At 73.8% G+C, this 12508-nt stretch carries 9 protein-coding genes; 6 read left to right on the forward strand and 3 right to left on the reverse strand.

The annotated features are described in order from the left end of the window. Position 1 precedes the first annotated feature (1 nt). The 3 genes from KOV94_RS03940 (at position 2) to KOV94_RS03950 (ending at position 3788) form a co-directional block, all read left to right on the forward strand. Positions 2-298: an HPr family phosphocarrier protein gene (locus tag KOV94_RS03940; RefSeq protein ID WP_124343827.1), complete on the forward strand. Its 297-nt coding sequence runs from the start codon at positions 2-4 to the stop codon at positions 296-298. After that, positions 295-2049 (forward strand): phosphoenolpyruvate--protein phosphotransferase, encoded by a 1755-nt coding sequence (gene ptsP, locus KOV94_RS03945; protein WP_443623166.1) that lies wholly within the window; start codon positions 295-297, stop codon positions 2047-2049. Before KOV94_RS03940 ends, ptsP begins: the two co-directional genes overlap by 4 nt. 125 nt (positions 2050-2174) lie before the next feature. After that, positions 2175-3788, forward strand: a complete 1614-nt coding sequence (locus KOV94_RS03950; RefSeq protein ID WP_162352693.1) for a succinic semialdehyde dehydrogenase — start codon at positions 2175-2177, stop codon at positions 3786-3788. Between the two features lie 87 nt (positions 3789-3875). Here the strand turns inward: KOV94_RS03950 and KOV94_RS03955 are convergent, their stop codons facing one another. From KOV94_RS03955 to KOV94_RS03965, 3 genes are all read right to left on the reverse strand, one after another. Next, positions 3876-5168, reverse strand: a complete 1293-nt coding sequence (locus KOV94_RS03955) for an acetate/propionate family kinase (RefSeq protein WP_218051280.1) — start codon at positions 5166-5168, stop codon at positions 3876-3878. Beyond that, positions 5165-7270: a phosphate acetyltransferase gene (gene pta / locus KOV94_RS03960; protein ID WP_124343495.1), complete on the reverse strand. Its 2106-nt coding sequence runs from the start codon at positions 7268-7270 to the stop codon at positions 5165-5167. Before pta ends, KOV94_RS03955 begins: the two co-directional genes overlap by 4 nt. A gap of 185 nt (positions 7271-7455) precedes the next feature. Then, positions 7456-9942, reverse strand: coding sequence for a phosphoketolase family protein (locus KOV94_RS03965; protein ID WP_218051281.1), 2487 nt, complete (start codon positions 9940-9942; stop codon positions 7456-7458). Between the two features lie 298 nt (positions 9943-10240). Here KOV94_RS03965 and KOV94_RS03970 point away from each other — a divergent pair, with 298 nt between their 5' ends. From KOV94_RS03970 to KOV94_RS03980, 3 genes are all read left to right on the forward strand, one after another. Further along, on the forward strand, positions 10241-11149 hold the full coding sequence (locus KOV94_RS03970) for an SURF1 family protein (RefSeq protein ID WP_218051282.1): 909 nt from the start codon (positions 10241-10243) through the stop codon (positions 11147-11149). 15 nt (positions 11150-11164) lie between these two features. Continuing rightward, positions 11165-11962, forward strand: coding sequence for an SDR family NAD(P)-dependent oxidoreductase (locus tag KOV94_RS03975; protein ID WP_124343498.1), 798 nt, complete (start codon positions 11165-11167; stop codon positions 11960-11962). Positions 11963-12262: 300 nt separating this feature from the next. Beyond that, on the forward strand, positions 12263-12508 hold a 246-nt coding region (locus tag KOV94_RS03980), incomplete at its 3' end, for a hypothetical protein (RefSeq protein WP_218051283.1).

Here is a 12508-nt window from a genome sequence, read left to right on the forward strand (position 1 = left end):
CATGGCTCAGCGCACCGCCGTCGTCGCGTCCCGCGTCGGGCTGCACGCCCGCCCCGCGATGATCTTCACGAACGCCGTCGCCGCGACCGGCGTCCCGGTGACCATCGCCCGGCCGGGCGGCGACCCGGTCGACGCGAGCAGCATCCTGTTCGTCATGTCGCTCGGCGTCCCGCACGGCGAGGAGGTCACGCTCAGCACCGACGACGGCGCCGAGCGCGTGCTCGACGACCTCGTCACGCTGCTCGAGACCGACCTCGACGCGGAGGACGCCCCGGCGGCCTCCGGCACGGGCTCGTGAGCACGCCGACGGTGCCGGCCACGCCGGCGGCACCCGACGCGCCCGGCCCCCGCGACGGCGACCGCGTGCTGCGCGGCGTCGGCGTGGGCCGGCGGGGCGTCGTCGGGCCCGTCGCCCAGGTGCAGCCGCCGCCGCACGTCGACGACGACGCTCCGCTCCTGGTGGACGGCGTCCCGGCGGACCCGGCCACGGCGCACCGAATCGTCGACGAGGCGTTCACGCGGGTCGTCGAGGACCTGCGTGCGCAGTCGTCGCGCGCGACCGGCACCGTGCGGGACGTGCTGGCGGCGACCGCGCAGATGGCCGACGACAAGGCGCTGCGCAGCCAGGTTCTCACGCGCATCTCGGCGGGCGACCACGTCGTGCACGCGGTCGACGGGGTCGTCGCGATGTTCGCGACGATGTTCCAGCAGGCGGGCGGGTACCTCGCCGAGCGGGTCACCGACCTGCGCTCGGTGCGGGACCGCGTCGTCGCCCAGGCGCTCGGCCTCCCCGCACCGGGCGTCCCGCACCTCGACCGCCCGTCGGTCGTCGTCGCGCGGGACCTCGCGCCCGCCGACACCGCGGCGCTCGACCTCGACAAGGTGCTTGCGATCGTCACGGAGCTCGGCGGCCCGACGGGCCACACCGCGATCATCGCCGGCCAGCTGGGACTGCCCTGCGTCGTGCAGGTGCCCTTCGCGACGACGGTCGAGGACGGCACCGAGGTCGCCGTCGACGCCGCCGCCGGCACGCTCACGCTCGACCCGGACGACGCGCTGCGCGCCGAGCTCACCCGCCGCTCGGGCGTCGAGGACGCGCTCGCCGCCGACACCGCGCCCGGCGGCACGGCCGACGGCCGGCCCGTGCAGCTGCTTGCCAACATCGGCACCGCCGAGGACGCCGAGCGGATCTCCGGCGCGGCCGTCGAGGGGGTCGGGCTGTTCCGCACCGAGGTGCTGTTCCTCGAGCGCACGAACGCCCCCACCCGTGAGGAGCAGTCCGCCGTCTACGCACGGACCCTGGCCGCGCTCGGCGAGCGCAAGGTCGTCGTCCGCACGCTCGACGCGGGCGCCGACAAGCCGCTCGCGTTCGCGACGCAGGCCGACGAGGAGAACCCGGCGCTCGGTGTCCGCGGGTACCGGCTCGTCCGGAACGCGCCGGAGCTGCTGGACGTCCAGCTCGCCGCGCTCGGCGCCGCGCAGTCGGAGACGGGTGCCGCGCCCTGGGTCATGGCGCCGATGATCGCGACCGCCGCCGAGGCCCGGGACTTCGCCGCGCGCGCCCGCGCGCACGGCCTGTCGACGGTCGGGGTCATGGTCGAGATCCCCGCGGCGGCCCTGCGCGCACGGGAGATCCTCGCGGAGGTCGACTTCGTCTCGCTCGGCACCAACGACCTCGCGCAGTACACGATGGCGACCGACCGGTTGCGCGGCGAGCTCGCCGACCTGCTCGACCCGTGGCAGCCCGCGGTCCTCGATCTCGTCGACGCGACCGCCCGCGCGGGTCAGGAGCTGCACAAGCCCGTCGGGGTGTGCGGCGAGTCCGCGTCCGACCCCGTCCTCGCGCTCGTGCTCGTCGGGCTCGGCGTCACGAGCCTGTCGATGTCCGCGGGCGCCGTGCCGGCCGTCCGGTACGCGCTGCGCCACCACACCGGTGCGCAGTGCGCGACGATGGCCGCCGCCGCGCTCGCGGCAGAGTCGGCGGAGGCCGCGCGCGCTGCCGTCGTCGCGATGCTCGTGCCGGAGGTGCGCGACACGCTCGGCGTCTGAGCGACCGTCGCGGTGGGCGCCACGACCGGTGCCCGCCGCGACGGGCGTCACCCGGCGGGGCGACGTCGGCCGACACCCGCGCCGCGCGGGCCGGGGGGACAGGTGCCGCGCGTACCCTGACGCGCATGGCGCACGACGGACACACCGAGCTCCACGACCCGGAGACCGACCCGCTCGCGACGTACGTGCTCGAACCCGAGGACGTCCGCACGCTCCTCGCCCGCGTCGTCGCCGAGCCGGGCGCCGCGACGCACACGGCGCACGCGCCCTACACGGGCGGCCCGATCGCCGCGGTCCCGCTGTCCACCGCTGCCGACGTGGCCCGTGCCGCCCGTGCGGCGCGCGCTGCGCAGCGGCTGTGGGCGGCGACGCCCCTGCGGGCCCGGACCGCGGTGCTGTCTCGCGTGCACGACCTCGTCCTGGCGCGGCAGAGCGACGTGCTCGACCTGATCCAGCTCGAGACCGGCAAGGCCCGCGTCGCGGCGTTCGAGGAGGTCTGCGACATCGCGCTCGTGTCGCGGCACTACGCCGCGCGCGCCGGGCGGTACCTGCGCACGCGCCGCGTCCCGGGCCTGATCCCGGGGCTCACGTCGGTCCGCGTGCTGCGGCACCCCGTCGGCGTCGTCGGGATCGTCGCGCCGTGGAACTTCCCGCTCACGCTGACGCTGGGCGACGTCCTGCCCGCGCTCGTCGCGGGCAACGCGGTCATCCTGCGCCCCGACCCGCAGACCGCCCTGACAGCGCTGTGGGCCGCCGAGCTCCTCGAGGAGGCCGGGCTGCCCGACGGGCTGCTGCAGATCGTCGTCGGCGACGGGCCGACCGTCGGGGCGGCGGTCGTCGAGCACGTCGACCACGTGAGCTTCACCGGCTCGACCGCGACCGGCCGCGTCGTCGCCGCGAGCGCGGGGGAGCGGCTCGTGCCCGTGACCCTCGAGCTCGGCGGCAAGAACCCGATGTACGTCGCGGAGGACGCCGACGTCGAGATCGCGGCCGAGGGTGCGGTCCGCGCGTGCTTCGTCGGGACCGGCCAGGTGTGCGTGAGCATCGAGCGGATCTACGTGCGCGAGGAGGTGTTCGACGCGTTCGCCGACGCGTTCGCCCGCCGCACGCGCGCGCTGCGCCTCGGCTCCGGGCTCGACTACCGCTCCGACGTCGGGTCGCTCACGTCCGCGGCCCAGCTCGCGACGGTCGTCGAGCACGTCGAGGACGCCATCGGCCATGGCGCGACCGTGCTCGCCGGTGCCGTGCACCGCACCGACGTCGGCCCGTACTTCTACGAGCCGACGATCCTCGTCGACGTCCCGCCCGAGGCGCGGCTGCACCGCGAGGAGACGTTCGGCCCGGTCGTCGCGCTCTACCCGGTCGCGTCGGACGACGAGGCCGTCGCCGCGATGAACGACAGCGACCTCGGCCTCAACGCGAGCATCTGGACCGCCGACACGCGTCGAGGTGCCGCCCTGGCGCGCCGGGTGCGTGCGGGCACGGTCAACGTCAACGAGGGGTACGTCACCACGTGGGGCTCGGTCGGTGCCCCGCAGGGCGGTGTCGGCGACTCCGGCCACGGGCACCGGCACGGGCGCGAGGGCCTGTGGGAGACGACGCGCGTGCAGACGGTCGCCGTGCAGCACGGCGTGCACGCGGGTCTCGGCCTGCACCGCCTGTTCGACCTGGGCACCGAGACGTGGCCCCGGGTCTACACCGAGCTCCTCCGCGCGATGAAGACGGCCCGCCTGCCCTGACGGCATCCCGCGGCTCCGCCGCGGCCCTCGCGTGGAAGGTCTGTCACGTCCAGCGCGACGGACCTTCCACGCGAGCGTCGGGTCGGGTCAGGCGTGGCCCGCGGCCGCCGGGGCCGGGTCCGTCTCGTCCGACGTGCCCTCGAGGCCCGCCTTCTCGATGGTCGCGACCGCCTGGCGGGCGATCGCGAGCTCCTCGTTCGTCGGGACGACCATGACGCGCGTGCTCGTCCAGTCGGGGGAGATCGTCGTCGGCTCCTTCTTGCGGCCGGCGTTGCGCCCCGGGTCGACCGCGATGCCGAACGGCTCGAGCCCGGCGAGCGCGAGCGCGCGGACGAGCTCGTCGTTCTCGCCGACGCCCGCGGTGAACGTGATGACGTCGACCCGGCCGAGGATCGCCATGTACGCGCCGACGTACTTGCGCAGGCGGTGGATGTACACGTCGAGGGCGCGCCGCGCGCTCGGGTCGCCCTCCTCGACGAGCCGGTGGATCTCGCGGAAGTCGTTCTCGCCGGCCAGCCCCTTGAGCCCCGAGCGGCGGTTCAGCAGGTCGTCGATCTCGTCGACCGACATGCCCGCGTTGCGCTGCAGGTGGATCAGGACGGCCGGGTCGATGTCGCCCGACCGCGTGCCCATGACGAGGCCCTCGAGCGGGGTCAGGCCCATCGACGTCTCGACCGCGACACCTCCGCGCACCGCCGACGCGGACGCGCCGTTGCCCAGGTGCAGGACGATCTGGTTGAGCTCCTCGACGCGGCGGCCGAGGACGCGCGCGACCTTGCCCGACACGTACTCGTGCGACGTGCCGTGGAACCCGTACCGCCGCACCCCGTAGGTCGTGGCGACGCCCTGGTCGATCGCGTACGTCGCGGCCGCGTCGGGCAGCGTGTGGAAGAACGCGGTGTCGAACACGACGACGTGCGGCACGTCCGGCAGCAGCTCGCGCGCGACCTCGATGCCCGTGAGGTTGGCGGGGTTGTGCAGCGGGGCGAGGGGCGCGAGCGCGTCGATGCGCGCGATCACGTCGTCGTCGACCAGCGCGGGGCCCGTGAAGTCGGACCCGCCGTGCACGACGCGGTGCCCGACCGCGACGACGTGCGCGGCCGCCAGGTCGGGACCGATCTCGTCGAACAGGCCCAGGACGACCCGCAGCCCCGCGCCGTGGTCGGCGATCACCGTGTCGCGCGTCGTCGTGCTGCCCGCGAACGTGTGCTTGACGGTGCCGACGTCCTCGCCGATGCGCTCGACGATGCCCGCGGCGATCGCCTCGCCGCCGACCGGGTTGACGAGCTGGTACTTGATCGACGACGACCCGGAGTTCACGACGAGGACGCTGCCGTGGGCTCCGTGCGCGCTGTGCGGGCGGGGCTGGGTGATGGTCATCGGACGACGGCCTCCGAGGTCGTGGTCGCGCCGGCCGGTGCGTCGGCCTGCGCCTGGATCGCGGTGATCGCGACGGTGTTGACGATGTCCTGCACGAGCGCGCCGCGGGACAGGTCGTTCACGGGCTTGTTGAGGCCCTGGAGGACCGGGCCGACGGCGATCGCACCGGCGGACCGCTGGACGGCCTTGTACGTGTTGTTGCCGGTGTTGAGGTCCGGGAACACGAAGACGGTGGCGCGGCCGGCGACGGCGGAGTCGGGCAGCTTCGTCTGCGCGACGGACGCGTCGACCGCGGCGTCGTACTGGATCGGGCCCTCGACGGACAGGTCGGGGCGGCGCTCGCGGACCAGCGCGGTCGCGGCGCGCACCTTGTCGACGTCGGCGCCCGTGCCGGACGCGCCGGTCGAGTAGGACAGCATCGCGATGCGGGGCTCGATGCCGAACTGCACGGCGGTCGCGGCGGACGAGATCGCGATGTCGGCGAGCTGCTCGGCCGTGGGGTCGGGGATGACGGCGCAGTCGGCGTAGACGAGCACGCGGTCCTCGAGGCACATGAGGAAGCAGCTCGACACGCTGCTCGTCCCGGGGGCCGTCTTGATGATCTCGAACGACGGCTTGATGGTGTGCGCGGTCGTGTGCGCGGCGCCCGACACCATGCCGTCGGCGAGCCCGAGGTGGACCATCATCGTGCCGAAGTACGACACGGACGGGACGATCTCCCGCGCGCGCTCGACCGTCATGCCCTTGTGCGCGCGGATCTGCGTGTACTCCGCCGCGAACCGCTCGACCCACGCGGGGTCGTGCGGGTCGATCAGGTCGGCGTCCGCGAGGTCGAGGCCCAGCTCGGTCGCGCGGGTGCGGATCGCGGCGGGCTCGCCGAGGATCGTCAGGCGTGCGACGCCGCGGCGCAGCAGGGTCGAGGCGGCGCGCAGGATCCGGTCGTCGTTCCCCTCGGGCAGCACGATGTGCTTGCGGTCGGCGCGCGCCCGGTCCAGCAGCTCGTACTCGAACATGAGCGGCGTGACGACCTCGGGCCGCGCGACGTCGAGCGCCCCGAGCAGCGCGGTGCCGTCGACGTGCTCCTCGAACAGCGCGAGCGCGGTGTCGACCTTGAGCTGGCTGTCCGCGGACAGGTGGCCGCGGGTGGAGGCCGCCGCGCTCGCCGAGCGGAACGACCCCAGCGACGTCGTGATGATGGGCAGGCGCGTGCCGAGGCCGTCGATGAGACGCATGACGACCGGCGACGGCTCGAACCCGCCGTTGAGGATGATGCCGGCGAGCGAGGGGAAGCCCTCGGCGGCGTGCGCCATGAGCAGGCCGAGCAGCACGTCCGACCGGTCGCCCGGCGTGATGACGACGGCGCCGTCGGCGATCCGGTCGAGCAGGTGCTCCACGGACATCGCGCCGACGAGCACGTCGAGGACCTCGCGGGACAGCAGCTCGTCGTCGCCCGCCCTGAGCGAGCCGCCGACGGCCTCCATGAGCTGGCGGACGGTCGGCGCGGTGAGCAGCGGGCTCTCGGGCAGCGCGAACGTCGGCAGGCCCGTGCCGCCCTCGACCTCGGCCTTCACGGCGTCGAGCGCCGCGGGACCGCACCGGTTGACCGTGACGGCGAGCACCTGCGCGTGCTCGTCGCGCATCGCCCCCACGACGATGTCGACGACCTGGTGGATGGCCTCGGGCGTGCGGCCCGACCCGTTGACGACGAGCACGACGGGCGCGCCCAGGTTGGCGGCGATCCGGCCGTTGTAGGCGAGCTCCGTCGGGCCGGCGACGTCGGTGTAGTCCGAGCCCACGACGACGACCGCGTCGCAGCGGCGCGCGACCTCGTGGTACCGCTGCACGATCTTGCCGAGCGCGGCCTCCTGGTCGGCCAGCACCTCCTCGTACGTGACGCCGACGCACTCGTCGTACGTGAGGTCGACGCCGTCGTGCGCGAGCAGCAGCTCGAGGACGTAGTCGCGCGTCTTGGTCGAGCGGGCGACCGGCCGGAACACCCCCACCCGCTGGACGCTGCGCGAGAGCAGGTCGACGAGGCCGAGCGCCACGACCGACTTGCCGGAGTCCCCCTCGGGGGAGGTGAGGTAGATGCTGCGGGCCACGGGGGCTGCTCCTGGTGCGTGATCCCCGGGGTGCCGGGGGTGGTGCTGGTGCGGGGGTCGTGCTCGTGCTCCGGACGGGACGGGCGGGTCGCGGCGGTTCGCGGTGGCGTCGGCGCGACCCGCCCGGGTCCGGCGGTGGCCCGCGTGCGTCACGGGCCGGTGCGAGGGGGGCCCTCGCGGGGGTGCTACTCGTTGTCACCGCCCGTGGAGACGGTGGCGTTCTGCTGCGGGCCGCCCTGCTCCGTGGCGGTCTCGCCCGCGTCGGGCCACACCCAGTCGCGCACCTCGGGCAGGTCGTCGCCGTGCTCGCGGGTGTACTCGCGGGCCTCGATGCGCTTGTCGACCATGCGCTGACGCAGGCCGGCGTACGCGGTGCCCAGGTGCGGCACGCGGTCGATGACGTCGATGACGAGGTGGAACCGGTCGAGGTCGTTGAGCATGACCATGTCGAACGGCGTCGTCGTCGTGCCCTCCTCCTTGTACCCGCGCACGTGGATGTTCGCGTGCCCGTTGCGGCGGTACGTGAGGCGGTGGATGAGCCACGGGTAGCCGTGGTACGCGAAGATCACCGGCCGGTCGGCGGTGAACAGGCCGTCGAAGTGCGTGTCCGACAGGCCGTGCGGGTGCTCCTTCTCGTCCTGCAGCCGCATGAGGTCGACGACGTTGATGACGCGCACCTTGAGGTCGGGTAGCTCGCGCTTGAGGATGTCGGCCGCGGCCAGCACCTCGAGCGTGGGCACGTCGCCCGCCGCGGCCAGCACGACGTCCGGCTTCTCGCCCGGCACCTCGGTGCCGGCCCACTCCCAGATGCCGAGGCCGCGCGTGCAGTGCGCGATCGCCTCGTCCATCGTGAGGAAGTTCGGCGCGGGCTGCTTGCCGGACACCACGACGTTGACGTACTGCCGGCTGCGCAGGCAGTGGTCGTAGGTCGACAGCAGCGTGTTCGCGTCCGGCGGGAAGTAGACCCGGACGACCTCGGCCTTCTTGTTGATGACGTGGTCGACGAAGCCGGGGTCCTGGTGGCTGAACCCGTTGTGGTCCTGCCGCCACACGTGGCTCGACAGCAGGTAGTTCAGCGACGCGATGGGCCGGCGCCACGGGATGTGGTTCGTGACCTTGAGCCACTTCGCGTGCTGGTTGAACATCGAGTCGATGATGTGGATGAACGCCTCGTAGCAGTTGAACAGCCCGTGGCGGCCGGTGAGCAGGTAGCCCTCGAGCCAGCCCTGGCACTGGTGCTCCGAGAGCATCTCCAGCACGCGCCCCGCGCGGGACAGGTGCTCGTCGACCTCCTCGCCGTAGAAGTCCGCGTTCCACTGCTTGTCGGTGGTCTCGAAGACCGCCTGCAGACGGTTCGACGCGGTCTCGTCCGGCCCGAAGATCCGGAAGTTGTCCGGGTTCTGCTTGATGACGTCGGTCAGCCACTGGCCGAGGACGCGCGGCGCCTCGCTGATCGAGCCGGCGGGCGTCGGCACGTCGACCGCGTAGTCGCGGAAGTCCGGCAGGCGCAGGTCCTTGAGCAGCAGCCCGCCGTTCGCGTGCGGGTTGTCGCTCATGCGCAGGCCCTCGGGCGGCGCGAGCGCGCGGATGTCGTCGTTCAGCCGCCCCGTCGCGTCGAAGAGCTCCTCGGCCTTGTACGACTCGAGCCACGTCCGCAGCACGTCCAGGTGCTCCGGGGTGTCGCGCGCGCTCGACAGCGGCACCTGGTGCGCACGCCACGAGCCCGTCGTCTTCTTGCCGTCGATGTAGTCCGGGCCGGTCCAGCCCTTCGGCGTGCGGAAGACGATCATCGGCCACATCGGGCGCTCGTCCTTGCCCGCGCGGGCCTGCTCCTTGATCTCCGCGATCTCGTCGAGGACCTCGTCGAGCAGCGTCGCGAAGCGGCCGTGGATGTCCGCGTGGGACTCGTCGTCGAAGCCCGCGACGAACACGTGCGGCTTGTGCCCGTAGCCGACCATGAGGGCCTCGAGCTCGTCGTCGCTGATGCGGGCCAGCACCGTCGGGTTCGCGATCTTGTACCCGTTGAGGTGCAGGATCGGCAGGACGACGCCGTCCTTCACGGGGTTGACGAACTTGTTCGAGTGCCAGCTCGTCGCGAGCGGGCCCGTCTCCGCCTCGCCGTCGCCGATGACCGTCGCGACCAGCAGGTCCGGGTTGTCGAACGCCGCGCCGTACGCGTGCGACAGCGCGTAGCCGAGCTCGCCGCCCTCGTGGATCGAGCCCGGCGTCTCCGGGGCCACGTGCGACGGGATGCCGCCCGGGAACGAGAACTGCCGGAACAGCCGGCGCAGACCCTCGTCGTCCTCCGTGATGTCCGTGTAGACGTGCGAGTACACGCCGTCGAGGTACGCGGAGGCGACGAGGCCCGGACCACCGTGGCCCGGGCCCGTGACGTAGATCGTGGACTGCAGGCGCTCCGCGATGACGCGGTTGAGGTGCGCGTACAGGAAGTTGAGACCGGGGGTCGTGCCCCAGTGGCCGAGCAGACGCGGCTTGACGTGGTCACGCGTCAGCGTCTCGCGCAGCAGGGGGTTGTCCAGCAGGTAGATCTGGCCGACCGACAGGTAGTTGGCGGCACGCCACCACTGGTCGATGCGTTCCAGCGTCTCCGCGGAGACAGTCTCGCCGGACCCCCTGCGCCAGGTGGTCTCGGCCGACGTCGCAGTGCTCATGCTCGCTCCCCATCGTCGTCCGGCTGCTTGCCTCGCCGGTGCCCCCGTTGCCAGCGTTCCCTGGGATCGCACCGAGTTCCGGGACTTCCGACCTACGGCCGGGGAACGACGGCACGCCCACGTGTCATACAACCGCACAACGGCCCCCTGCGCAGGAGGTGACCTTGGTCTCGTTCGGCCCGTCACCGGGTGTCCGCGCGCAGGTCAGCCGGTGTTGGCGCGGTCGTCGAGGGGGTCCTTGGCGGTGCGGCGCGGGCGGTGTGCAGGGGCGTCGGCCGGGCCGGGTTACCGTGACCCGGTGACCGAGCAGGAGGCGCCGACGACGACGTGGTGGCAGGCCGCGCGACGCCCGCGCATGCTCCTGCTGCTCGTCGTGCTCCTCGGAGCCGCCGCGGTCTGCGGGCGGCTCGGCGCGTGGCAGCTCGACCGCGCCGAGGTGCGTGGCGCCCGCGCCGAGGCCCGGCACGTCGCCGAGCAGGTCGCCGCGGACCCCGTCCCGCTCGACGACGTCCTCGCGCCGCAGACCGCGTTCCACGGCGACATGGTCGGCAAGAAGGTGTCCGTGGCCGGCACGTACGACACGTCCGGGCAGCTCCTCGTCCCGGGGCGCGCGCACGACGACGTCACCGGGTACCTGGTCCTGACGCCGCTGCACGTGCCCGGCGCTGGGTCCGACGGGGGTGAGGCCGTGCTGCCCGTCGTGCGCGGCTGGGTGGGCTCGCCCGCCGACGCCGACGCGCCGCCGGCCGGCGTGGTGGACCTCGTCGGCTACCTCCAAGTGTCGGAGGCCGCCGGCAGCGGTGTGCACGACGGCCAGACCGACGCGATCAGCTCGCCCGAGCTGCTCAACGTGTGGGGCGGGCCGATCTGGACCGGCTACCTCGTCGTCGCGTCGTCCGCCCCGGCGCAGTCCCCGGACGTCGTCCTGCTCGACCCACCGCGCTCGCCCGGCGCGGGTCTCAACATCCAGAACCTCGCGTACGCCGCGCAGTGGTGGATCTTCGGCGGGTTCGCCGTCGCGCTGTGGTGGCGGCTCGTCCGCGACGAGGCGGCGGGGGACCGTCGGCTGCCGGAGGATGAGGGCGAGCCGGGGCCCGAGTCCGAGCCCGCGCTCGAGACGACGTCTGAGCCCGAGCCCGCGGAGCCCGAGCTCGAGTCCTCCGAGTCCGGGTCCGAGCCCGACGGCGGGCGGTCACCGGTCGCCTGACCTAGCGTCGGTCGCATGACCGTCCTGGACCTGAGTGGCCGGACCGCGCTCGTGACGGGCTCGACGCAGGGGATCGGCGCCGCGATCGCCGTGGGCCTCGCCCGCGCGGGTGCGCGGGTCGGCGTGAACGGACGGACCGCGGAGTCGGTCGACGCCGCGATCGCCCGGCTGACCGAGCAGGTACCTGACGCGGACGTCGTCGCGGCGCCCGGCGACGTCACGACCGACGACGGCACGGCCGCCGTGCTCGAGCGCCTGCCCGACGTCGACGTGCTGGTCAACAACCTCGGCATCTTCGAGGCGCGGCCCGCGCTCGAGGTCACCGACGACGAGTGGCGGCGGTACTTCGAGGTCAACGTCCTCACGGCCGTCCGGCTCACACGTGCCTACCTGCCCGGCATGATGTCGCGTGGGTGGGGGCGCGTCCTCATGATCGCGAGCGACTCCGCGGTCGTGATCCCCGCCGAGATGATCCACTACGGCGTCTCCAAGACTGCCCTGCTCGGCGTCTCGCGCGGGTTCGCGAAGGAGGCCGCCGGGACGGGGGTCACGGTCAACTCCGTGATCGCCGGCCCGACGCACACCGGCGGTGTCGAGGACTTCGTCTACCAGCTCGTCGACCGGTCGCTGCCGTGGGACGAGGCGCAGCGCGAGTTCATGCGTCTGCACCGCCCGCAGTCGCTCCTGCAGCGGCTGATCGAGCCCGAGGAGATCGCGCACCTCGTCGTCTACCTGTCGTCGCCGCTCGCGTCCGCGACCACCGGTGCCGCGGTGCGCGTCGACGGCGGTTACGTCGACTCGATCCTGCCGTGACGCGCCGGTCCTGACGCCCTCGACTGGCGCGCCGGGCCCGACGCACCCGGTCTGACGCACCAGACGCGGCCCACCAGGTCTCACGCAGCGGATCAGACGCGGCGGGTGCGACGGATCGGGTGTGATCCGGCGGGGACTGACGCTGCGGGCCTGACGGACCACGGCGTGCGGCCATCGCCGGTGCCGGACCGCCGGGTCCGCGGCGAGCGACGACCGGTGCCCCTTCGGGCACCCGGACGTGCCCCGAGCGGCGCGCCCGTGGTCTCGTCGGGCCCGTAGCCCGGCGGCAGCGTCGGGAGGGTGTCTGCGGAGCACCGCGCGGCCCCGCCGCGTCCGCTGCCGGACGCGCGTGGGCGCGCCCGACCTGTGCGCGCCGACCCCCGGGCCGGCGCGCGACCCGACGCGGCCGTCGTCACGGACGGCACGCCCGGCGCGCGTGCGCCGGTGCCGGCCCTGCGCGCGCGTCAGGTGCTCGCGCTGCAGCGGCTCGCGGGGAACGCGGCGGCCACCGCTGCCGTGGCGGGGGCGCCCGCGCGCACCGGGCCG

The sequence above is a fragment of the Cellulomonas algicola genome, from assembly GCF_019024305.1.
Lineage (GTDB): Bacteria > Actinomycetota > Actinomycetes > Actinomycetales > Cellulomonadaceae > Cellulomonas > Cellulomonas algicola.

Bases quoted from the DNA above. Each gene is read 5' to 3' on its own strand.
- KOV94_RS03950 (WP_162352693.1), top strand. From the start codon at position 2,175: ATGGCGCACGACGGACACACCGAGCTCCACGACCCGGAGACCGACCCG.
- KOV94_RS03975 (WP_124343498.1), top strand. From the start codon at position 11,165: ATGACCGTCCTGGACCTGAGTGGCCGGACCGCGCTCGTGACGGGCTCG.
- KOV94_RS03955 (WP_218051280.1), bottom strand. From the start codon at position 5,168: ATGACCATCACCCAGCCCCGCCCGCACAGCGCGCACGGAGCCCACGGC.
- KOV94_RS03965 (WP_218051281.1), bottom strand. From the start codon at position 9,942: ATGAGCACTGCGACGTCGGCCGAGACCACCTGGCGCAGGGGGTCCGGC.
- KOV94_RS03940 (WP_124343827.1), top strand. From the start codon at position 2: ATGGCTCAGCGCACCGCCGTCGTCGCGTCCCGCGTCGGGCTGCACGCC.